The sequence below is a fragment of the Pseudomonas sp. S9 genome, from assembly GCF_000222125.1.
Taxonomy (GTDB): domain Bacteria; phylum Pseudomonadota; class Gammaproteobacteria; order Pseudomonadales; family Pseudomonadaceae; genus Aquipseudomonas; species Aquipseudomonas segetis.
This window is the reverse complement of the sequence record NZ_AFFX01000002.1, coordinates 444,524-466,220: the sequence shown is the minus strand read 5'-3', so window position 1 is coordinate 466,220 and position 21,697 is coordinate 444,524. Positions and strand designations below refer to the sequence as shown.

Genomic DNA, 21,697 nt, shown 5'->3' with positions numbered 1-21,697 from the left:
GTTGCACTCAGGGCACAATGCATAGATGAATGAAGACTACCTACCGAGTTGCTGCACGCCGTTAACCCAGTGCTGGCCCCTGCCCCTGCCAATGGCAGGCACCCAGCTGATCAGCACGCGTTTCGACCCCGGCTTGTTTGAGCCATCGGCCTTTGAACGCTGTGCAATCGCTCCGGTACGGGGTGTCGCAAAGCGCCAGACCGAATACCTCGCCGGACGGCTTTGCGCTCGTGAAGCCCTGCGCCAGGTCACTGGTGTCGCGGGGGTGCCAGCCGTTGGCGAGGATCGCGCTCCTGTCTGGCCGCTGAATGTCTGCGGCTCAATCTCGCACGGCAATGGCCTGGCTGCTGCGATAGTGGCCGAGCGTAATCACTGGCGTGGCCTTGGCCTGGACATAGAGCAGCCTCTGGAAACGCAGCGTGCAGCACGCCTGGCCAGTGAAATTCTGACCCCGCGCGAAATGCACCGAATAGCCAAAACCAGCGCAGAGGAACAAGCCTGGTGGGTCAGCCTGAGCTTCTCGCTCAAAGAAAGCCTGTTCAAGGCGCTGTATCCACTGGTTCTGACTCGGTTTTACTTTGAAGATGCCGAGTTGCTCGAATGCGACAAGGGAACACAAGGCAGGGCCCGGCTGCGCCTGCTGGTCGACTTGAACCAACAGTGGCCGGCCGGCAGTGAAATCAGCGGACAATTCTGCATGTTCGAAAACCAGCTTATTAGCCTGGTTTATGTCCCGCGTCTATCAACCCGCTAGCATCAGTTAATCCCTTCCCGCGCACAAATCCGATAAACTCAGGCAATTGCTGCCAGGAGTACCTATGCGCGACGAACTGAATCAAGGCTTGATCGACTTTCTAAAAGCATCGCCAACGCCCTTCCATGCCACTTCCAACCTTGCGCTTCGCTTAGAAGCAGCGGGCTTTCAGCGCTTGGACGAGCGCGATACCTGGCACACCGAAGCCGGTGGTCAGTACTATGTCACTCGCAACGATTCCGCCATCATTGCGTTCAAAGTGGGCAAGCGACCACTGACCGAAGCCGGTATTCGCCTGGTCGGCGCCCATACCGACAGCCCATGCCTGCGTGTGAAACCGAACCCAGAACTGCAACGCCATGGTTTTTTCCAGCTTGGCGTGGAGATTTATGGCGGCGCACTGCTTGCGCCCTGGTTTGACCGCGACCTGTCCCTGGCTGGCCGCGTGACCTTCCGCCGCGATGGCAAGGTGGAAAGCCAACTGATCAACTTCGAACTGCCGATTGCCGTCATCCCCAACCTGGCCATCCACCTGAACCGCGAGGCCAACAGCGGCTGGGCGATCAACAAGCAAACCGAGATGCCGCCCATCCTGGCGCAGGTCGCAGGTACCGAGCCAGTTGATTTCCGCGCCCTGCTGGCTAACCAACTGGCCCTTGAGCACAGTTTGAATGCCGATGCGGTACTGGATTACGAACTGAGTTTCTACGACACCCAACCAGCGGCGGTCATAGGCCTCAACAGTGATTTCATCGCCGGTGCACGCCTGGACAACCTGCTGTCGTGCTACGCGGGGCTGCAAGCACTGCTCAGCGCCGGCGATGCCGAAACCTGCGTCCTGGTCTGCACCGACCACGAAGAAATCGGCTCCAGCTCAGCCTGTGGTGCCGACGGCCCGATGCTCGAACAGGTCTTGCGCCGTGTCATCCCCCAGGACCAGGACTTCGTGCGCACGATCCAGCGCTCGCTGCTGGTATCGGCTGACAATGCCCACGGCATTCACCCCAACTACGCGGACAAACATGACGAAAATCATGGCCCTAAGCTCAACGCCGGCCCGGTAATCAAGATCAACAGCAACCAGCGCTATGCCACCAACAGCGAAACAGCGGGCTTCTTCCGGCACCTGTGCCTGGAAAACGAAGTGCCGGTGCAAAGCTTCGTGGTACGCAGTGACATGGCCTGCGGCTCGACCATAGGGCCGATCACCGCAAGCCAACTGGGTGTCCGTACCGTCGATATCGGCTTGCCAACCTTTGCCATGCACTCAATCCGCGAACTTGCCGGCAGCCATGACCTGGCTCACCTGGTCAAGGTCCTGAGTGCGTTCTACAGCAGCCCGGAGCTGCCTTGAGGCCCCTATGATCGAGCACATTCGCAACAGCCTGCTGGAGGCGCAACGCGCGCTGGACGACTTCATCAATAACGAGCAGACCCTGCAAAAGATTGAAAGTGCAGCGCAAATGCTGGTCGAGAGCTTCGAGCAAAAGGGCAAGGCCTTCTCGTGCGGCAACGGCGGCTCGATGTGCGATGCCATGCACTTCGCCGAAGAGCTGACAGGACGATATCGTGGCAACAGGCCCGGTATCGCAGCCGTTTCAATCAGCGACGCCAGCCATATCAGCTGTGTGGCCAACGACTTTGGCTACGAGTACATCTTCTCGCGCTATATCGAATCGCACGGCCGTGAAGGCGATGTATTGCTTGCATTCAGCACCAGCGGCAAAAGCCCCAACGTGCTTAACGCGGTGGCGGCGGCGAAACAGCTTGGGGTCAAGGTCATAGGCCTGACTGGCAAGCCCGGTTCCAAGCTCGAAGAGCTGGCGGATATCTGCATTTGCGCTCCGGGCGGCAATTACGCCGACCGTATCCAAGAGCTGCATATCAAGGTCGTGCATATCCTGATCGAGCTGATCGAGCGTAAGCTCAACCCTGAAAACTACGCATGATGCAGGGCGTGAAAAGGCGCAGCCTGTCCGCCAGAACTCGACAAATCAACTCAATATCCGCTGCGAAAATGGTGGGTGGTTAAAGCGCCACCCACCCTGCAAAACAGCCATTAGGGTGTGACAACGCGAGGCTTGCCCACCAGACCTGGCACAATCAATCCGGCACCTCGACGCTGACGTGAATGGCGTCATGACGCCAGTATTCGAGGTCACAGTCGATCAGCCGACCATGTTGATCGCGATTGACCCGGGTGATACGCAACGCCGGGCTGCCCACCGCCACTTTCAAGCTACTCGCGGCCTCGGCATGCAGCGCCGTGGGCATCATGTCGAACCGCACCCGCCCGTAACGAATCTGGTATTGCCTGGCATAGAGTTCGGTGAGCGAGCGTGTCAGGTCAAACTCGAGAATCGCCGGGAAATACAGCGGGTTCAAGTAATGCTCGACGTAGAGCACCAGGCGTCCGTCTATACGCCGCGCACGGCGTATCTGAAACACACTGGTCAAGGCTGGCAGGTCGAGTATCTGGCAGATTTCCGCATTCGCCGGAATCAACCGGGCGCTGAGCACCTCAGTCGCGGGCTCGCGTCCCTGTTCGGCGACCATTGCATGAAAATGGCTGCGCACTAACGGGTTGTAGGCTACGCGCGCGGGGGAGACAAACCAGCCACGGCGTTCCTCCCGGTACACCAGCCCTTGAGCCTCCAGCTGCCCCAGCGCCTCGCGCAAGGTGATGCGCGTGGTAGCAAACAACTCACTCAGCTTACGCTCGGCGGGCAACTTGTTACCGGAGACGAGCAAGCCGTGCTCTATCTGCTCTTGCAGCGCCCGGCAAATAGTAGTGACCGCTCGCGGGGTGACCTCAGGCATCAATTTGATCCTCCTGGACTAGTCCAGCCCTATTGAGGGGCATGAAATACGGCATTTCGGTTGCACAACGATTGCTGCAAGCCTAGGCAGTCTAGATGACCGCTAGATGACAGCCAGACTCCAAGCAGATTTCCTGCCAGCAGATTGTTAGATATGCCCCATTAAAACAGCGACTTATCTATGGTCTACGCTTGAAGAGCAGTACGCCGCCAGAGCGTATAAACAATTAGCGGTAGCGCACGACATAAAACTGTCATTTATTGCGCCTAAATTGGCTCGGGTATTGCTGATCTAGACCAACACTTAATCTGCAAGGGAGTTTCAAATGAAACAACTGCTGCTAGCTACTTTGATGGGCTCGGCCATCGCCATGGCAACACAGGCAATGGCTGCGGATACAGATGTCAAAGCACTCGAGCAGGCCGCTCGCGCCGAAGGACAAGTCAATAGCGTCGGCATGCCTGACAGTTGGGCCAACTGGAAAGATACCTGGGAGGACCTGAACAAGAACTACGGCCTCAAGCACCTCGATACCGATATGAGCTCGGCGCAGGAAATCGCCAAGTTTGCCGCCGAAAAAGATAACGCCACGGCCGACATCGGCGACGTTGGTGCTGCATTTGGTCCCATTGCCGTGCAACAGGGTGTCACCCAAGCCTACAAACCAACGACCTGGGAGCAGATTCCAGACTGGGCCAAGGATAAAGACGGCCACTGGATGCTCGCCTACACCGGTTCCATCGCATTTATCGTCAACAAACAGCTGGTCAAAGATGTACCCAAGAGCTGGGCCGACCTGAAAAAAGGCAGCTACAAGGTTGCCATCGGTGACGTCAGCGCTGCTGCACAGGCGGTAAACGGCGTTCTGGCCGCCGCGATCGCCAATGGCGGTGACGAGAAGAACATTCAACCGGGCCTGGACTTCTTCGGAGCAATTGCCGAACAAGGGCGTTTGTCGCTGTCGAACCCGACTATCCAAACCCTGGAAAAAGGTGAAGTCGAAGTCGGTGTGGTCTGGGATTTCAATGGCCTGAGCTACCGCGACCAGATCGATCCTAGCCGCTTTGAAGTACTGATCCCGTCCGACGGTTCGGTAATTTCGGGCTACACCACCATCATCAACAAATACGCCAAGCACCCCAATGCAGCCAAGCTGGCCCGTGAGTACATTCTCAGCGACGCAGGCCAGATCAACCTGGCCAAGGGTAATGCGCGGCCGATTCGTGCGGAGCACCTGACGCTCCCAGCCGAGGTTCAGGCCAAGCTGCTGCCCAACGAGCAGTATGCCAAGGTCAAGCCGATCAAGGATGCAGCCGCCTGGGAAGCAACCTCCAAGGCATTGCCGCAACTGTGGCAGGAAAACGTCATCATCAATATGGAATAAGCCATCACGGCTAGCTTGAACCATAGGGAGGCAACCTGGGTTGTCTCCCTATATCAATTTGCAACAACCCTGAATCTGCTGTGAGTCGCCTATGAAAGACAATGTCATCCTGGTGATTTTGGATGGCCTGAACCATGAGGTCGCCCAGCATGCCATGGGCCATCTACAGGCCTATTGCGGTGCCGGTCGCGCCAGGTTGTATAAGCTTGAATGCGAGCTGCCATCGCTGTCGCGTCCGCTCTACGAATGCATCATGACCGGAGTTACCCCCATCGACAGCGGCATAGTGCATAACGATGTAGTGCGCCTGAGCAACCAGCGCAGCATTTTTCATTACGCCCGTGATGCGGGCCTGAGCACCGCTGCCGCTGCCTATCACTGGATGAGCGAGCTGTATAACCGTGCGCCGTTTGTAGCCGCACGCGACCGCCACACCAATGACGCCACGCTGGCGATTCAACACGGCCACTTCTACTACGTCGATCACTACCCGGACTCACACGTCTTCGATGATGCCGAGCATTTGCGCGCAGCACACAAGCCCAACTTCCTGCTGGTCCATCCCATGAATATTGATGATGCCGGGCACAAGCATGGGCTCGATTCCGCGCAGTATCGCAACAGCGCCAGACGTGCCGACTTGTTTCTTGCCGAGTACCTGCAGCGCTGGCTGGATGAAGGCTACCAGATCCTGGTGACGGCTGATCACGGCATGAACAACGACCGCTCGCACAATGGCTTGCTTGCCGAAGAACGTGAAGTTCCCTTATTTGTGCTGGGCGATGCATTCAGCCTGGACCCACAGGCCGCGCCCAGGCAAACCGAGCTGTGCGGAACCATATGCCAATTGTTGGGCGTGGCCCACGACAAACCAATGTGCAAGGAACTGCTCAAGTGAGTGCAACCGAACCACGCCAATCACGGAGCAAGTGGCTGGCGGCCCTGTGGCTTGTCCCCTTCGCGCTGTTTTTCTTCGCCTTCCAGATCGCACCGCTGATCTGGATTACGCTGAACAGCGTCAACGTTGATGGCAGTTGGAGCCTGGCCAACTTCGAGAAAATATTCTCCTCCAAGTTCTACCTGCAAGCCATCAAGCACAGTTTGCAGGTTGGTTTTTGGTCCAGCCTGTTCGGCATCATCATCGCCATCATCGGTAGTTACTCACTGCATCAGGTTGATTCAAAGTTGCGCGACTTTGTCATGGCGTTCTCCAACATGACCAGCAACTTTGCCGGAGTGCCCTTGGCGTTCGCCTTTATCATCCTGCTTGGATTCAATGGCGCGATCACCTTGCTGCTCAAGCAGATTGGCTGGATTGACGACTTCAACCTGTACTCCAAGACAGGGCTGATCGTGCTCTACACCTACTTCCAGATTCCGCTTGGAGTAATGCTGCTGTATCCGGCGTTCGATGCCCTGCGCGAGGACTGGCGCGAGTCGGCGGCCCTGCTCGGTGCCAACACCTGGGACTTCTGGCGCCATATCGGCCTGCCGGTACTGACTCCGGCGCTGCTTGGCACCTTCGTGATACTGCTGGCGAATGCACTCGGGGCCTATGCCACGGTGTATTACCTGACCACGGGTAACTTCAACATCATGCCTATTCGTATCGCCGGCCTGGTTTCGGGCGATATCTCGCTCAATCCGAACCTGGCCAGTGCCTTGTCGATGGTGCTGCTCGGCCTCATGGCGCTGATCACCATCGTCCATCAAGTGCTGCTGAAGAGGAGCTACCATGTCGCGCGCTGATACGACTGCCAGCATTCTCTATCACCGCGTGGTGGTTTGGCTGCTGTTCCTGATCTTGCTGTTGCCCCTGGCCGGCACCTTGCTGTATTCGTTGTCGACCAGTTGGTCGGCAACCATTCTGCCCGATGGCTTGACCTTCAAATGGTACTTCGAGCTGTGGGGCGAGCCGCGCTTTCTCAAGGCCTTTGGCCAGTCGCTGCTGATCTGCTTTTCCGCGTTGTTCCTGGCTTCGATACTGATCCTGCCTCTGCTGTTTGTGGTCCACTATCACTTCCCCAGGCTCGATGGGCTGATGAACATCCTCATTCTGCTGCCTTTCGCAATGCCACCGGTGGTGTCCTCGGTTGGCCTGCTGCAAGTCTATGGATCAGGGCCTGTGCAATTGGTCGGCACACCCTGGATCCTGATTGGCTGCTACTTCACCATCGCCCTGCCCTTCATGTATCGCGCGATCACCAATAACCTCCATGCCATCAACCTGCCGGACCTGATGGACGCCGCCCACCTGCTAGGCGCCAGCACCTTGAAGGCAGCCTTCCTGGTGGTGCTGCCAAACCTGCGCAAAGGCCTGATGGTGTCGCTGTTTCTGTCGTTCTCGTTCCTGTTTGGCGAGTTTGTATTTGCCAATATGCTGGTCGGTACGCGCTACGAAACCCTGCAGGTCTACCTCAACAACATGCGCAACAGCAGCGGCCACTTCAACAGTGCGCTGGTGATTTCCTATTTCTTCTTTGTGTTGATTTTCACCTGGGCAGCCAACCGCCTGAACAAGGACAAGTCATGAGTTATCTGAGCATCAAGGGCCTGAACAAAAGCTACGGCAGCACGCAGATTTTCAGCGACATCAATTGCGAGATCGGCCAAGGCGAATTCATTACGCTGCTTGGCCCGTCGGGTTGCGGCAAATCGACCTTGCTGCGCTGCATTGCAGGCCTGACCACGGTCAATGGCGGGCAAATCCTGCTCGACGGCGAAGACCTGGTCCCCGTGACCCCGCAAAAGCGCGGCATTGGCATGGTATTCCAGAGTTATGCCCTGTTTCCCAACATGAGCGTCGAGCAAAACGTTGCCTTTGGCCTGCGCATGCAAAAGGCGGATAAAGCGCAAAGCCAGGCGCGGGTCAAGGAAGCCCTGCAGATGGTCGAGCTCAGCGATTTCGCCAATCGTTACCCGCACCAATTGTCTGGAGGCCAGTGCCAGCGTGTGGCGCTGGCACGTTCGCTGGTGACCCGTCCGCGCCTGTTATTGCTGGATGAACCCCTGTCGGCGCTCGACGCGCGCATTCGCAAGCACTTGCGCGAACAAATCCGTGAGATTCAACAAGAGCTTGGCCTGACGACTATTTTCGTTACCCACGACCAGGAAGAAGCGCTGGTCATGAGTGACCGCATCTTCCTGATGAATGCGGGCAGGATCGTCCAGAGCGGCAAAGCTGAAACCCTGTATACCGAGCCTGTCGATGCCTTCGCTGCAGGTTTTATGGGCAACTACAACCTGCTGGATGCAGAGACGGCCAGCCGTTTGCTCGACCGCCCTATCAGTACAGGCGTGGCCATTCGCCCGGAAGCCATCGCAATCACGGCCGATGGCGAAATTGAGGGCCTTATTCGCAGCCACAGCCTGCTCGGTAACGTTATTCGCTACCGGGTAGAGGCGCGTGGCGTCGAGTTGCTGGTCGATGTGCTCAACCGCAACGAAAGCGACCTGCACGATAAAGGCCAGCGCATCGTCCTGAGCATTGATAGCCAAGCTATACGCGAGGTGGCGTGATGACCCTGGCAATCTTTGACCTTGATGACACCTTGATCGACGGCGACTGTGCCAGCTTGTGGAGCGCCGAAATGGCCAAGATTGGCTGGGTCGATGCCGAGAGTTTTATTGCGCGCGATCATGAGCTGATGAACCTCTATGCCCAGGGCCAACTGGCCATGGAAGACTACATGGCGTTCAGCCTCGCACCACTTGTGGGCCGCACCCCGGAAGAGGTTGCCTTTGTCGTCGAGCCCTTTGTCGAGGATGTGATAGAACCGGTTTTGCACAGCGATGCAACACGCTGCCTGGCCACTCACCGCAAGGCCGGCGACCGCGTATTGATTATCTCCGCCTCTGCGCACTTCCTGGTCAGTGCCATTGCCCAGCGGCTGGGCATCGAGGACGTACTGGCCATAGACCTGGAAATTCAGCACGGCTGCTACAGCGGCCAGACCCAAGGCATATTGACCTATCGCGAAGGCAAGGTCGCACGCCTGCATCAATGGCTGGCTGATAACAACGAACCCCTTGATGGCGCCTATTTCTATTCCGACTCACGCAACGACCTGCCCTTGCTCAAGCAAGTCGATAACCCGCGGGTGGTAAACCCGGACCCACAACTGCGCGCGCATGCCGAACAGGTCGGCTGGCCAATCCTCAACTGGCGCTGAGGCTCCTGGCCCGGATTGGCTGGATGACGGCTTTTCATCCAGCATCAGGCAAGCCAGGCCTTGTAACACCGGGCCGGTTTGCACGTCTCTAGCTAGGCAATCGCTCGACGGCCCGCCGCTGGGGCTCGTGTTCCCGTATTCGGCATACCAGAAGTGAGCCCCAAACAGTGGTACAAAGAGCGGCTACCTGCACTGCCTCAGACGGCTGCACAATCGATATTTAGCTAGGAGCCTTAGATGCATAACTGGAACGATGTTATTTCTCGAGCCACCCACGGCAACCCAGCGCCTGATCGCAAAGTCATCAAGACCGAAGAAGAGTGGCGCGCCCAACTCGATGCCGAACAATACCGGGTCACTCGCCAAGCCGGTACTGAACGGCCCCACAGCTCGCCAATGTGCAGCCTGTTTGAACCGGGTATATACGGTTGTGTGTGTTGCGGCACACCCTTGTTCGATGGGAACAAAAAATATGAGTCCCATAGCGGCTGGCCGTCATTCACCCAGCCGATCAAGGACAACGTGATTGCCTATCACAACGACTCAAGCCACGGCATGTCCCGTATCGAGAACAGCTGCAATGTATGTGGCGCGCATTTGGGCCACGTATTCCCGGATGGCCCGGAGCCCACTGGCTTGCGCTTCTGCATGAACGCGGTCGCCCTGAAAAAGCTCGATTAGGACAATTTGGATAGCGTGGCGCGATTGTGCGCCACGCATTGGCATTCGATCAGGACCGGCAGATGAAAGCAATCTGGAACGACCGCGTAATCGCCCAGTCAGACGCAACCGTGGTCGTCGAAGGCAATCACTATTTCCCCGCTGACGCCATCGTCAGCGAGTACTTCAAGCCCAGCGACTACACCAGCCATTGTCCATGGAAAGGCCAGGCGCACTACTACAGCCTGGAGGTCGAGGGTAAGCGTAATCCCGATGCCGCGTGGTATTACCCCCACCCCAAGAAAGCAGCAGCCAATATCCGTGGCTATGTGGCATTTTGGAAGGGCGTGGTCGTAAGCGATTAGACGGTATTGGCTCACGACCAGCCAATGATCAGGCCTTCGCCACTTCTGGTGCCAGTATCCACTCGGCGCTGTCATTCCAGACATCCATCCGGGTGATCTTGCCATCACGCACTTCAAAGCGATCCAGATAGCGATTGCCACTGAAACTGCGCCCATCGGGCCATTCGCCATAAAGGGTACCGTTGGAGTACACCACCGTATGGTCGCCACGATCTGTCCAGTCAAACTGACCCAGCGCCTTTTTCACCCAGTTGTAGCGTGCGGCATTGAAGGCCGTGATCTCCTTTGCGCTTGGCATCAGCCGCCCGCCGGTGAAGGTGATGCGGACATCGGCTGACATATAGGTCGCCGCCTTGACGGGGTCGGGTGCCATCGATGCGTCTAGAAAGTCACTGACAATTTGTACTGCCGGGTTGTCGTGCTGCATGGTCGCTAACTCCGAATCCATAAACATTGGAATGATTAGATTGGCGCATTGCTCTGGTGCAAGCCGCCCAAATGCTGTGCGCAAAGCTCAAGCATTTTCGCCACAAGCCCCGTAAATACTGGGGTTTCATATGTGGCACCCAGTTTGCTAGCAAACTTCATACAAATGCTAGCAATCTGGAGAAACTACATGCAAAACTTGCAAAAAATACTCTCTCCCCTCGCCAAGCTACTGCCTCGCGCAGTGGCCGGTGCAACTTTGGGCTTGATGACACTCAACAGTGCCCATGCCGCAGAGCCCATCAAGGTGGGTCTGGTTGCAGCGCTTTCCGGGCAATCGGCAAAGTCAGGTGAAGCCCTGACCCGCGGCTTGACTGTGGCCATTGACGAAATCAACGCCGCAGGCGGGATTCTCGGTCGCCCGGTCGAGTTGATCCGCCGCGACGATGAAAGCAATCCGGCCAAGGGCATGCTGGCGGCACGCGAATTGATTCAGCGCGAGCAGGTTGCCGTGCTGTTCGGCGGCCTGGACACCCCGGTTTCACTGGCCATAGTGCCCCTGGCCAACCAGCTCAAGGCGCCCTTCATGGGCATCTGGGCGGCCGGAACCAAAATCACTGAAAACGGCGCCAAGGATAACTATGTGTTTCGCGTGTCAGCCGTTGATGAACTGGTCGACGAAGCCTTGGTTGAATACGGCGTCACTAAAAAAGGCATGCAAAAACCCGGCATGATCCTGATTAACAATCCATGGGGCGAGTCGAATGAAATCGGCTTCAAGCACGCACTGGATAAACGCGGCATGCAAGCGGCAGGCATTGAACGCATAGAAGGCAGCGACCTTGACGTTGTGCCACAGCTGACCCGCTTGAAGAATGCCGGCGCCGACAGCCTGTTGATGGTCGGCAACGTGGGGCCATCGGCGCAGGTGGTCAAGTCTCTGGATCGCATGGGCTGGGATGTACCCATTGTTTCGCACTGGGGTCCGGCGGGGGGACGTTTCGGCGAGTTGGCAGGGCCAAATGCAAGCAAGGTCCACTTCATCCAGACCTATGTATTTACCGACAACAACAGCGCCAAGGGCGACTCGGTGCTGGCGGCCTTGAAAAAACGCTACCCCGAAATCAAGACCCTGGCCGATGTCACTCCAGCTGTTGGTATTGCCAACGCCTACGACGCCATGTTCCTGGCCTCGCTTGCCATTGAGAAAGCAGGCAGCACCAAAGGTACAGAGGTGCGCGATGGCTTTTATGCGATCAATGAATACAACGGCCTGATCAAGGATTACAAGCAACCATTCACCCCCACCAAACACGATGCCCTGGGCCCGAATGATTATGTGTTCACCCATTTCGTAAACGACCAGATCGTCCCGATAGCCCCTTAAACGCAGCTGTGAGCGGCCCTGGGTCCAGGGTCGCCAAAAGGATACTCAGATGATCACCGCCGCCATCATTACCGGCATAGGCCTGGGCAGCATGTACGCCTTGCTGGCCTTGGGGTTTCACATTACCTACGTGGTTTCACGCACGGTCAACTTTGCCCAAGGCAGTGCCATGATGGTCGGCGCCGTCTTCGGCTACAGCTTCTACATCACCTGGGGCTGGCCGCTGTGGCTGGCAGTGCTCGCGACCTTGACGCTGTGCGCAATCTACGGCCTTGCGATTGAACGCTTCCTGGTCAGGCCTTTCCACTCGCGAGGCTCGGAAGCCTGGCTGATGGCGACAGTGGCCGGCGGTATTCTGGTGGATAACCTGGCAATGTTCAGCTTCGGCAAAGAACCCCGCCAGTTCACCTTGGAATTGGCCAATCAAAGTATCGAGTTGTTTGGCAACAGTATCGGCGCATTGCAGATCCTGATTCCGATTGCAGGTGCAAGCATTGCGCTGGCACTGTTTTTGGTGCGCCGCTACACCCGCCTGGGCAAGGTCTTGGAGGCCTGTGTGCAGAACCCGCGTGCCGCCATGCTCATGGGTATAAGAGTCAACCGGGTGGTGGCCATCGCCTTTGCCGTGTCGAGTGTCTTTGCCGCACTGGCCGGCTTACTGATCGCCCCCTTGTTCAATGTCAGCGCCGAAATGGGCACCTTGTTCGGGCTAAAGGCCTTTGCCGTGGCCATCCTGGGCGGTATTTCCAGCGCCAGCGGAGTCTTTGCTGCCGGGCTGATTTTCGGCCTGGCCGAAGCCTTGATCACAGTGTATTTCGGTTCGGCATTTACCCAGATATTTACCTTTGCCCTGGTCATAGTGGCCCTGGCATTGCGTCCCAACGGCCTGTTTGGCAACAAGACACTGGTGAAAGTATGAGCCTGAACAAAACACTGATCGCCCCCGCCAGCATCGCCTTGCTCGCCCTTGCCAGCACTGTCCTGGCACTGACACTCGACAGCTACTCGCTGCTGGTTTTCACATTCTGCGCCCTGACCGTCGTGGTCGGCGTCGGCCTGAATATCCTGATCGGCTTGAGTGGACAAATTTCGTTCGGACACATCGCTTTTTATGCAATTGGCGCCTACATCTGCGCCTTGCTCACCATGGCGCAGATCCCCCTCGGCATGGCCATGCTGGCTGCTGGTTTAGCCTGCGCCGCCATTGGCGGGCTGTTGGCAATTCCCGCCTTGCGGGTGAGCGGTCCATATCTGGCGATGATTACCATTGCTTTTGCATTGGTGGTGCATCACAGCCTGATCGAGTGGCGCTCAGTAACCGGTGGCGCCAATGGCTTGATGGGTATTCCACTGCCGGAGTTTGGCGACCTGGACCCGACAATATCGCTGGCCTTGCTGTCCAGTGCGCTGATGATTGCCTCCCTGGTGTTTTATCAGTGTTTGCGCAATAGCGGCTGGGGCCTGGCGATGCGCGCGGTCAAATCCACCGAGATCGCTGCCAGATCGCTGGGCTTTAACCCGATGCACAGCAAGACACTCGCCTTTGCCCTGTCGGCGGCACTGGCTGGGCTTGCAGGCGCCCTGGTTGCGCCCTTGATGATGTTCATCAACCCGGCCTCCTTTCCCTTCTCACAATCGATCCTGTTTGTGCTGGCCGTGATTGTCGGCGGCAGCGGGACATTGTTTGGCCCCTTGCTGGGCGCCTTGCTGATTGTTCTTCTGCCCGAGCTGCTCTCGGACTTTGCCGAGTATCGCCTGCTGATCTTTTCTGCGCTCTTGCTTGCTGTGCTCTGGGTCGCGCCACGCGGTGTCCTGGGCACCCTCGCCAATCTGTGCATGCGCCCAAACCAGGTGCTTGTGCAAGGCACGCTCAATAACCAGTTACTGGCAGAGTTCTTCGCCCAGCCCGAGGCAAGCGAAGGCTTGCAGGTCAAGGATATCGGTATTCGCTTTGGCGGCGTTCAAGCCGCCCAGGATGTGAGCTTTTCAGCACGCCCGGGCAGTATCACCAGCATCATTGGCCCCAACGGCGCGGGCAAGACCACAGTACTGAACATGATCAGCGGCTTTTATGCACCCGACAGTGGTTGCATCGACCTGGACCAGCCGCTTGCGGGCAAGCCGGCCTGGAAAGTGGCCCGGGCCGGTATCGCCCGCACCTACCAGACCACCCAATTGTTTGCTGAGTTGTCGGTGCTTGAGAACATATTGGTCGCCCTGCAGAAAGGCCGGCTGCAGCATCCGTTCAGCCGGGCGAATGGGCAGCAGCGCGAACTGGCCATGCAGCTGCTGGGCCTGGTTGGCTATGCCGGTTCGGTAAATACCCCGACCGAAGATCTACCCCATGTCGACCGACGCCTGGTCGAGATCGCCCGCGCCCTCGCCACGGGCCCGGCGGTGCTGTTGCTGGACGAGCCGGCAGCAGGTCTGAGCCGCAGCGATACTGACAAGCTGGCCGTTCTGTTCAAGCAACTCGCCGGCTTCGGCATTGCCGTAATCCTGGTGGAGCACGACATGACCTTGGTCATGGCTGTATCCGAGCGATTGCTGGTGCTTGATGCCGGCAAGCCTATTGCCTGGGGTACGCCCGAGGAAGTGCGCGGTAACGAACGTGTGATTGCGGCCTACCTGGGCGGCACCAGCTATCAAGCGACTCCGCGCGAGTGCCCATGGAATGGCTCGCGAGATGCTCGCCTGTTCGTCAAGGACCTGGTGATTGACTACGGCGCCTCGCCTGTTGTGGACAAGGTCAACCTGCTGGTCAATCCGGGTGAGTTGGTGGCGATTCTCGGCGCCAACGGTGCGGGCAAATCAAGCATTCTGCAATGCCTGGCGGGCCTGCACCCGGCAACGTCCGGCAGTATCCTGCTGGATAACGAAAGCATCCACCATGCACCGCCCAACAGCATTGCCGCCCAGGGGCTGGCGCTGGTGCCTGAAGGACGCCAGGTCTTTGCACTGCTGAGCGTGCGCGACAACCTGTTGCTGGGTGGCTATTCACGTCGCGATAGCTATGACGCCGCGGCAGAGGTTGAGGCAATCCTCAAGCGTTTTCCGCGCCTGCGCGACCGTATAGACAGCCCGGCAGGCCTGCTCTCGGGCGGTGAGCAACAGATGGTTGCCATTGGGCGCGGCCTGATGGCCAAACCGAAGATACTGTTGCTCGACGAACCTTCGCTTGGGCTGTCGCCAGCCATGATTGGCGAGCTCTACAACACGCTCGCCGCGCTACGCGATGAAGGCGTGACCATACTGCTGGTCGACCAGATGGCCAATCTGGCCCTGCAAGTCGCCGACCGCGCCTACGTGCTTGAAACCGGACAAATCGTTAAAACTGGCAGTGCCGAGCAATTGCGAGGTGATCCTGAGCTTGAAGCCGCCTACCTCGGTGAAGGAGCCGCAGCATGAACGGCCTGACCATCATCAACGGGCGTCGCACCGACCGACCGGCACAGAACGTCGAACTCTATATCGAAGATGGATTTTTTGTTGCCGCGCCCTCCCCCGGCCGCCAGCATGAGGTGCTGGACCTGAAGGGAAAACTGATAGTGCCGGGCCTGGTCGAAAGCCATATTCACCTGGACAAGGCCTGCATCATGTCGCGTTGCCAACTGCTACACGGCACCTTGAGCGAAGCGATCAGCCAGACCCGTGCGGCAAAAGCCGGCTTTACCGAAGAAGACGTCTACCAACGTGGCGCAAGCGTGCTGGAAAAAGCCATAGTCCAAGGCACCAGCCATATGCGCACGCACATTGAAATTGATCCGCAAATCGGCTTGACCGGGTTCAACGCCATCAAGCGCTTGCAGGCCGACTACGCCTGGGCTATTTCCTTGCAGCTGTGCGTCTTTCCCCAGGAAGGACTGCTGAATAATCCAGGGACCGAGGCGCTTATGCGCCAGGCGCTTGAGCAGGGTGCAACTGTCATCGGTGGCTGCCCCTACATGGACGATCAACCCTTGGCGCATATCCAGCGCGTGTTTGAATTAGCCCGCGAATACGATTGCGATATCGATTTTCATCTCGACTTTGACCTCAACCCTGAAGGTTTGACGGTTGACGAAGTGATCCGCTGCACCCTTGATCATGGCTGGCAAAACCGTGTTGCCATCGGTCATGTGACCAAGCTCTCGGCACTCCCCAAAGCGCAGTTGACCAGCTTGGCGATGGCGCTCGGCGAAGCCGGCGTGCAGGTGACCTGCCTACCCAGTACCGACTTGTTCCTGACTGCCCGCGAGCATTTCCATAACAAGCCCAGGGGCTTGGCGCCTCTGGCCCACTTGCATGCCTGCGGGGTGACCTGCTCGCTCTCGACCAACAACATCGGCAATCCATTCACCCCTTATGGCGATGCCTCCCTGGTGCGTCAGGCAAACCTGTTCGCCAATGTCAGCCAGCTCGCCACCGAAGCAGAACTGCTGAACTGCATGAGTTGGATATCCAGCGAATCAGCCAAGCTTCTGCATTTGCAAAACTATGGGCTTGAACCAAACTGCCGGGCTGACTTTATTGTCTTTGCTGCCGCAAGCAGCGCGGCGGTGGTTGCCGAAATAAGCCCCGCGCTGATGGGGTTCAAGGCGGGCCGGCAGACCTTCCAGCGTGATCAGGCGCAATTGCTGCGTCCCGGCCTAGAACCTGCAGTCATCAATAGCGACAGCCGCTAGCTCATGGGTCGATGTTTCCATTAAGCTATGGACATGAAGCCCAAATACGACGACACCCGCCAGCACCTACTCGACACCGGTCACCAGATCATGTCCAGCAAGGGCTTTTCGGGCGTAGGTCTGAGCGAAATCCTGCAAACCGCCGGGGTTCCCAAGGGTTCCTTCTATCATTACTTCAAATCCAAAGAGCAATTCGGCCAAGCCCTGCTCGAAGACTATTTCAAGCACTACCTCGCCGAACTCGACCAGCGTTTTTCCGAACAGGCTGTCACTGCCCGGGAACGCTTGCTCGGCTACTGGCAGCACTGGCTCGACGGCTACAGCAGCCCAGGATGCGAGGGCAAATGCCTGGTGGTGAAATTGAGCGCAGAAGTGGCAGACCTGTCCGAAAGCATGCGCATTACCCTACGCGACGGCACTGATCAAATCATTGCTCGACTGGCCGATTGCATTGACGCAGCCAATGCCGAGGGCTCGCTGCCTGGTATCGACGCCAGGGCCAACGCGGTAATGCTCTACCAGTTGTGGCTCGGCGCCAGCCTGTTAAGCAAGCTGCACCGCACCAACGCCCCCATGCAGCACGCCATGCGTGTATCGCAGCAGGTGCTCGCGGCCTGAGGCTGCCCCGCCATCCTCCAACTGCTGTCAATCAAGTATCGGCTGCGTGTTTTGAAGGCTTGAACTTTTACTAGACGACCGGTCTAATAAATCCAGTGACAGTCAGGGCAAGATCAATCCAGCGCTGCAATAATTGAAACGATTGGCCGTAAAAGGCACCTAATGCTGGACGCCCCTTTGATAGTGCCAACCCAACAAGGAGTCATGCAGATATGCAGCAATCAACGAGCATCAACCGACAAGTTGTCCTGGCCTCCCGCCCACATGGCGCACCGCGCGTGGAAAACTTCCGGATCGAAGAAAAGCCGCTGCCCACGCCAGGGCCGAATCAGCTGTTATTGCGCACCGTATACCTGTCACTCGACCCCTATATGCGTGGACGCATGAGCGATGCCGCCTCCTACGCAGAGCCTGTCGAAGTCGACGGCCTGATGGTTGGCGGCACCGTTTGCCGGGTCATGAACTCAAACAATCCGGATTTCAAGCCTGGTGACTGGGTATTGTCCTATAGCGGCTGGCAAGATTATTCGTTGTCCGACGGCACAGGCCTGACCAACCTGGGCAGCAAACCGCAAAACCCCTCATATGCCTTGGGCATCATGGGCATGCCCGGGTTCACCGCCTACATGGGCCTGCTCGACATTGGCCAACCCAAGGCCGGGGAAACCCTGGTGGTCGCCGCGGCCACCGGCCCTGTCGGTGCAACAGTGGGCCAAATCGGCAAAATCAAGCAATGCCATGTCGTCGGCATCGCCGGTGGCGAGCAGAAGTGTCGGCATGCGGTCGAAACCCTGGGTTTTGATATCTGCCTTGATCACCACGCCAGCGACTTCGCCGAACAGTTGGCCAAGGCCTGCCCCAATGGCATTGATGTGTATTACGAAAACGTCGGAGGCAAGGTCTTCGATGCGGTCTTGCCGCTGCTCAATACTCGGGCCCGGGTCCCGGTTTGCGGACTGATTGCCCAGTACAACATGACCGCCCTGCCAGATGGGCCGGACCGCATGACACTGCTGACCCGCACCATTCTGACCAAGCGCTTGAAGATTCAGGGTTTCATCATTTTCGATGACTACGCACACCGCTATGACGAATTTGCCCGTGACATGAGCCAATGGCTCGCCGAAGGCAAGATCAAATACCGCGAACAGGTCGTCCAGGGCCTGGAGAATGCGCCCGAAGCCTTTATCGGCCTGCTTGTAGGCAAGAATTTCGGCAAGCTGGTGGTGCAGGTCGGCGCCGAAGACTGATGATCCAGGAGGAAGATTTCCATGAAAGTTCTGATGGTTTTGACATCCCATGACCAATTGGGCGACACCGGCAAGAAAACCGGTTTCTGGCTCGAAGAGTTCGCCGCCCCCTATTACCTGCTCAAGGATGCAGGCGCAGCAATCACCCTCGCCTCGCCCAAGGGCGGCCAGCCACCACTTGACCCCAAAAGCGATGAGCCCGATGCACAAACGGCGGCAACCGAACGCTTCGCCGGGGATGAAGTCGCCAGGAAAGCCTTGGCCAATACCCTCAGGCTTGAAACTGTAAACGCCACCGACTACGACGCGGTGTTCTACCCTGGCGGACACGGCCCGCTATGGGACCTGGCTGAAGACAAAGACTCGATCGCACTGCTCGAGGACTTTTACGCGGCAGGCAAGCCCATTGCCGCGGTCTGCCACGCGCCCGCCATTTTTCGCCATACCCAAGGTGTGGATGGCAAGCCGCTGGTCAATGCCAAGAGCGTAACCGGTTTCAGCAATAGCGAGGAAGCAGCGGTAGGCTTGAGCGATGTGGTCCCGTTCCTGGTTGAAGACATGCTGCAGGCCAATGGCGGTATCTACTCCAAGTCCGCCGACTGGGAAAGCTATGTAGTGGGTGACGGCCATCTGATTACCGGCCAGAACCCCGCCTCATCCGAGGCGACAGCTGAAGCCCTGCTGAACCTGCTTCAGTAGACACCGTTGTGCCCCTCTGCGCCGAGCTAGAGTCCGGCTAGGGCCTGGCGCAGATTCACCTCCTCTGGCTCTTGCTCGTCAAGGGCCAGTTGCCCCTCAAGCTCGTCAAGATGTTCGAGCATGACCCGCACAGCCTTGTCTGTATCGCCTTGTTGCAATGCGGTGATGATCTCCTGATGCTCGTCCGAGGCGCAGGATGGCACGTCGTTGCGCTGGTACAAGGCCACAATCAACGAACTGCGCACCATCAGGTTGGCCAGTATTTCACTGAGCACGCTATTGCCGCTCAGCTCGCCCAGCAACAGATGGAACTCACTTAACTCGCGCACTATCGCACGCCGATCAGTGGCATTGGTGGCGCAGCGTTCGTTGCTTAGATGAGTACTCACCCGCTGCGCATGCTCAGCCATCATGCGTGGGCTGATGCTTTCGACTATCGCGCGCTCGATGGCCCGGCGTGCGGCAAAGACTTCACGCGCCTCTTTAGCGGTCGGCTGGGAAACCAGGGCACCGCGATTGGGCTCGATGGTGACAATGCGTTGCATGGCCAAACGCTGCAATGCCACCTGAACATGATTGCGGTTGGCCTGGAGGGTTTCGACGATCTGCGCCTCGACCAAACGTGTACCTGGGCGCAAGCGATGCTGGGCAATCGCTTTAGACAGCACATCAACGATGCGCTGCACCTCAACTTGTTTAGCACTGACGCTCATCGAACCCATCTTGTCCTCGGTTACCCAGTCGCTAGATTGCAAAAGCCGAGGCTATTATCCGCCACAGTCGACAACCCGGCAAACGCCTGGCCTGACTTAATCCGCCTGGCCCAAACTGACGCCCTGACCACGCGGATCATGCATTGCAAAGCGCTTGCCAGTGTTTTCAATGGCGATAGCCCCGGCTTGGCCGGTAAATGGACTGCGTGCGGGTATGACTTCCACTTCATGGCCCAATGCGGCCAACTGTTCGATCACCTGGCTGTCGATATCTGCTTCAAGCTTCAGGTTGTCAGTGCTGTCAAAGAAGCTTCTGCCCAACAAAAAACGTGGCATGCTCAAGGCTTTATCAATGGGCTGGGCGAAGTCGATCAACTGGGTCGCCAGCACCATCTGTGTTTGCGGCTGGCCATCGCCACCCTGGGTGCCAAAGAACCAGCGACGCCCGTCGTCTGCCAGGTAACAGGAAGGATTGAGCGTATGGGCCGGACGCTTTCCCGCCGCCCAGGCATTGGCGTGCGCGGGATCTGCGCTGAAACCTGCCGCCCGGTTTTGCCACAGCACGCCGGTGTCACCCAGGATGCAACCCGAACCAAAATCATGGAACAGGCTCTGGATCAAGCAGGCGGTGCGTCCATGCTCATCAGTGGCCGCCATCCATACCGTGTCGGCTGGCCGCCCCGGCTCGGTCCATGCTGCGGCTCGGTTCTCATCAATCTGCGCGGCATAGTGTTGGGCACTGGCATCAGACAGGCTGGCGTTGAAATCCCATTGGCAAGCACGCGGGTCGCACAGTTGCGCATTACGCCGCAACAGACCTTGCTTGATGGCCTCGACAAGGGCGTGATAGTAACGCGCGGAGCCATTGCCATAGGCATCCAGCGGCTTGTGCTGCAATGCCGACATGGCCTGAAGGGTATAGAGCCCCTGGCACGGAGGGGCAACATTGAATAGCTGGCCCTGGCGATAGCGAATGGAAATTGGCGCGACCTCCGGCGCTGTTGTTGCCGCAAGATCTGCGGCGGTCAAGCCACACTCCAACTCGCTGAACGACTCGGCGAATGCCTGTGCCAGTTGTCCTCGATAGAAGTCGTCAATCCCGGCGTGCGACAGCTGCAGCAAAGTATTGGCCAGTGCAGGCTGACGCAGGATATCGCCCCTTTGCAGCCAGCGACCATCACGCTTGCACAGCGCGTGGAGGTCGGGCAGCCCCTCGATCATGTCTTTACGCCGCGCTTGCCAGAACAATTGCGACTCAGAAACTTCAACCCCCCGTTGCGCGGTTGCGGCAGCGTCTGCCAATAAATCACTCCAGCCCAGGCGTGAACCCCATTGCTGGCTGATTTGCCGAGCGGTTTTCCAACTCGCCATGGCCCCCGCAGTGGTTGCAACCGCACCGGGGCCGCGCAAGGTAATGGCACCGCCCTGTGGTAACTGCTGCCCAGCCTGCCCTATCCCCATAATGGTGCGCACGCGACTATCGTGAATCATCCATAGCGCATCGCCACCCAACCCCGTCATGTGCGGATACACCGCCGCCAGCATCGCACTGGCCGCCAACATGGCATCGATTGCCGTACCACCGGCATCCAATATCTGCATGCCCGCGGCACTTGCATCGGGGTGCGGGGTACAAATCACGCCGCGACGGGACTCTGCTATCATCGGTTCAGCTCCTGACTTTGCTAGCTATCTACAACCACTTTGCTAACAAAGTAAGCAATAACTGTTCCCGGTCTTTTCGCCCCCTGCGGTGGGCAGGTTACAATCGATCATTTGCCATCA

General features: G+C 57.9%; 22 protein-coding genes. 18 read left to right on the top strand and 4 right to left on the bottom strand.

Annotation, left to right across the window (positions count from 1 at the left end; genetic code table 11):
- Positions 1 to 25: 25 nt before the first annotated feature.
- The 3 genes from PSES9_RS0106050 to lpcA all read left to right on the top strand — a co-directional run bounded on the left by PSES9_RS0106050 (position 26) and on the right by lpcA (position 2,703).
- Positions 26 to 754: a 4'-phosphopantetheinyl transferase family protein gene (locus PSES9_RS0106050; protein ID WP_010485063.1), complete on the top strand. Its 729-nt coding sequence runs from the start codon at positions 26 to 28 to the stop codon at positions 752 to 754.
- Positions 755 to 818: 64 nt separating this feature from the next.
- The gene (locus PSES9_RS0106045) at positions 819 to 2,108 is read left to right on the top strand and encodes a M18 family aminopeptidase (protein ID WP_010485061.1); all 1,290 of its coding nucleotides are present in this window, start codon (positions 819 to 821) and stop codon (positions 2,106 to 2,108) included.
- 7 nt (positions 2,109 to 2,115) lie between these two features.
- On the top strand, positions 2,116 to 2,703 hold the full coding sequence (lpcA, locus tag PSES9_RS0106040; protein WP_010485060.1) for a D-sedoheptulose 7-phosphate isomerase: 588 nt from the start codon (positions 2,116 to 2,118) through the stop codon (positions 2,701 to 2,703).
- A 154-nt stretch (positions 2,704 to 2,857) separates the two neighbouring features.
- Here lpcA and PSES9_RS0106035 read toward each other — a convergent pair whose 3' ends face one another.
- The gene (locus PSES9_RS0106035; RefSeq protein ID WP_010485058.1) at positions 2,858 to 3,574 is read right to left on the bottom strand and encodes a UTRA domain-containing protein; all 717 of its coding nucleotides are present in this window, start codon (positions 3,572 to 3,574) and stop codon (positions 2,858 to 2,860) included.
- 325 nt (positions 3,575 to 3,899) lie between these two features.
- Here PSES9_RS0106035 and PSES9_RS0106030 point away from each other — a divergent pair, with 325 nt between their 5' ends.
- The 8 genes from PSES9_RS0106030 (at position 3,900) to PSES9_RS0105995 (ending at position 10,155) form a co-directional block, all read left to right on the top strand.
- The gene (locus tag PSES9_RS0106030; RefSeq protein WP_010485056.1) at positions 3,900 to 4,958 is read left to right on the top strand and encodes an ABC transporter substrate-binding protein; all 1,059 of its coding nucleotides are present in this window, start codon (positions 3,900 to 3,902) and stop codon (positions 4,956 to 4,958) included.
- Between the two features lie 91 nt (positions 4,959 to 5,049).
- Positions 5,050 to 5,856 (top strand): alkaline phosphatase family protein, encoded by an 807-nt coding sequence (locus PSES9_RS0106025; protein WP_010485055.1) that lies wholly within the window; start codon positions 5,050 to 5,052, stop codon positions 5,854 to 5,856.
- Entirely contained in the window at positions 5,853 to 6,707 is an 855-nt protein-coding gene (locus PSES9_RS0106020; protein WP_010485053.1) for an ABC transporter permease, read from the top strand. Before PSES9_RS0106025 ends, PSES9_RS0106020 begins: the two co-directional genes overlap by 4 nt.
- Positions 6,694 to 7,491 carry an ABC transporter permease gene (locus PSES9_RS0106015; RefSeq protein ID WP_010485052.1) on the top strand — a complete coding sequence of 266 codons (798 nt, stop codon included), beginning with the start codon at positions 6,694 to 6,696 and terminating at the stop codon, positions 7,489 to 7,491. Before PSES9_RS0106020 ends, PSES9_RS0106015 begins: the two co-directional genes overlap by 14 nt.
- Positions 7,488 to 8,477, top strand: coding sequence for an ABC transporter ATP-binding protein (locus tag PSES9_RS0106010; RefSeq protein ID WP_010485051.1), 990 nt, complete (start codon positions 7,488 to 7,490; stop codon positions 8,475 to 8,477). The genes PSES9_RS0106015 and PSES9_RS0106010 overlap by 4 nt, the downstream gene beginning before the upstream one ends.
- Positions 8,477 to 9,130, top strand: a complete 654-nt coding sequence (locus tag PSES9_RS0106005) for an HAD family hydrolase (protein ID WP_010485048.1) — start codon at positions 8,477 to 8,479, stop codon at positions 9,128 to 9,130. Before PSES9_RS0106010 ends, PSES9_RS0106005 begins: the two co-directional genes overlap by 1 nt.
- 237 nt (positions 9,131 to 9,367) lie before the next feature.
- Entirely contained in the window at positions 9,368 to 9,811 is a 444-nt protein-coding gene (gene msrB / locus PSES9_RS0106000; protein WP_010485047.1) for a peptide-methionine (R)-S-oxide reductase MsrB, read from the top strand.
- A gap of 62 nt (positions 9,812 to 9,873) precedes the next feature.
- On the top strand, positions 9,874 to 10,155 hold the full coding sequence (locus PSES9_RS0105995) for a DUF427 domain-containing protein (RefSeq protein WP_010485045.1): 282 nt from the start codon (positions 9,874 to 9,876) through the stop codon (positions 10,153 to 10,155).
- 28 nt (positions 10,156 to 10,183) lie between these two features.
- Here the strand turns inward: PSES9_RS0105995 and PSES9_RS0105990 are convergent, their stop codons facing one another.
- A complete protein-coding gene (locus PSES9_RS0105990; RefSeq protein WP_010485043.1) occupies positions 10,184 to 10,582 on the bottom strand; it encodes a nuclear transport factor 2 family protein in 399 nt (132 codons plus the stop codon).
- A 189-nt stretch (positions 10,583 to 10,771) separates the two neighbouring features.
- On the opposite strand from PSES9_RS0105990, the gene PSES9_RS0105980 reads away from it, so the two are divergent.
- From PSES9_RS0105980 to PSES9_RS0105950, 7 genes are all read left to right on the top strand, one after another.
- Positions 10,772 to 11,968, top strand: coding sequence for an ABC transporter substrate-binding protein (locus PSES9_RS0105980; protein WP_010485041.1), 1,197 nt, complete (start codon positions 10,772 to 10,774; stop codon positions 11,966 to 11,968).
- Positions 11,969 to 12,017: 49 nt separating this feature from the next.
- Positions 12,018 to 12,887 (top strand): branched-chain amino acid ABC transporter permease, encoded by an 870-nt coding sequence (locus PSES9_RS0105975; protein WP_010485039.1) that lies wholly within the window; start codon positions 12,018 to 12,020, stop codon positions 12,885 to 12,887.
- Positions 12,884 to 15,376 carry a branched-chain amino acid ABC transporter ATP-binding protein/permease gene (locus tag PSES9_RS0105970; RefSeq protein ID WP_010485037.1) on the top strand — a complete coding sequence of 831 codons (2,493 nt, stop codon included), beginning with the start codon at positions 12,884 to 12,886 and terminating at the stop codon, positions 15,374 to 15,376. The genes PSES9_RS0105975 and PSES9_RS0105970 overlap by 4 nt, the downstream gene beginning before the upstream one ends.
- Positions 15,373 to 16,632: an amidohydrolase family protein gene (locus PSES9_RS0105965; protein WP_010485035.1), complete on the top strand. Its 1,260-nt coding sequence runs from the start codon at positions 15,373 to 15,375 to the stop codon at positions 16,630 to 16,632. Before PSES9_RS0105970 ends, PSES9_RS0105965 begins: the two co-directional genes overlap by 4 nt.
- A 33-nt stretch (positions 16,633 to 16,665) precedes the next feature.
- Positions 16,666 to 17,250, top strand: coding sequence for a TetR/AcrR family transcriptional regulator (locus PSES9_RS0105960; protein ID WP_010485033.1), 585 nt, complete (start codon positions 16,666 to 16,668; stop codon positions 17,248 to 17,250).
- A gap of 212 nt (positions 17,251 to 17,462) precedes the next feature.
- The gene (locus tag PSES9_RS0105955) at positions 17,463 to 18,500 is read left to right on the top strand and encodes an NADP-dependent oxidoreductase (protein ID WP_010485031.1); all 1,038 of its coding nucleotides are present in this window, start codon (positions 17,463 to 17,465) and stop codon (positions 18,498 to 18,500) included.
- A 21-nt stretch (positions 18,501 to 18,521) separates the two neighbouring features.
- Positions 18,522 to 19,199, top strand: coding sequence for a type 1 glutamine amidotransferase domain-containing protein (locus PSES9_RS0105950; RefSeq protein WP_010485029.1), 678 nt, complete (start codon positions 18,522 to 18,524; stop codon positions 19,197 to 19,199).
- Positions 19,200 to 19,225: 26 nt separating this feature from the next.
- On the opposite strand, the gene PSES9_RS0105945 is transcribed toward PSES9_RS0105950, so the two are convergent.
- On the bottom strand, positions 19,226 to 19,921 hold the full coding sequence (locus PSES9_RS0105945) for a GntR family transcriptional regulator (protein ID WP_010485028.1): 696 nt from the start codon (positions 19,919 to 19,921) through the stop codon (positions 19,226 to 19,228).
- Positions 19,922 to 20,008: 87 nt separating this feature from the next.
- Complete coding sequence (locus tag PSES9_RS0105940; protein ID WP_010485025.1) at positions 20,009 to 21,577, bottom strand: gamma-glutamyltransferase family protein; 1,569 nt, start codon at positions 21,575 to 21,577, stop codon at positions 20,009 to 20,011.
- Positions 21,578 to 21,697 lie beyond the last annotated feature (120 nt).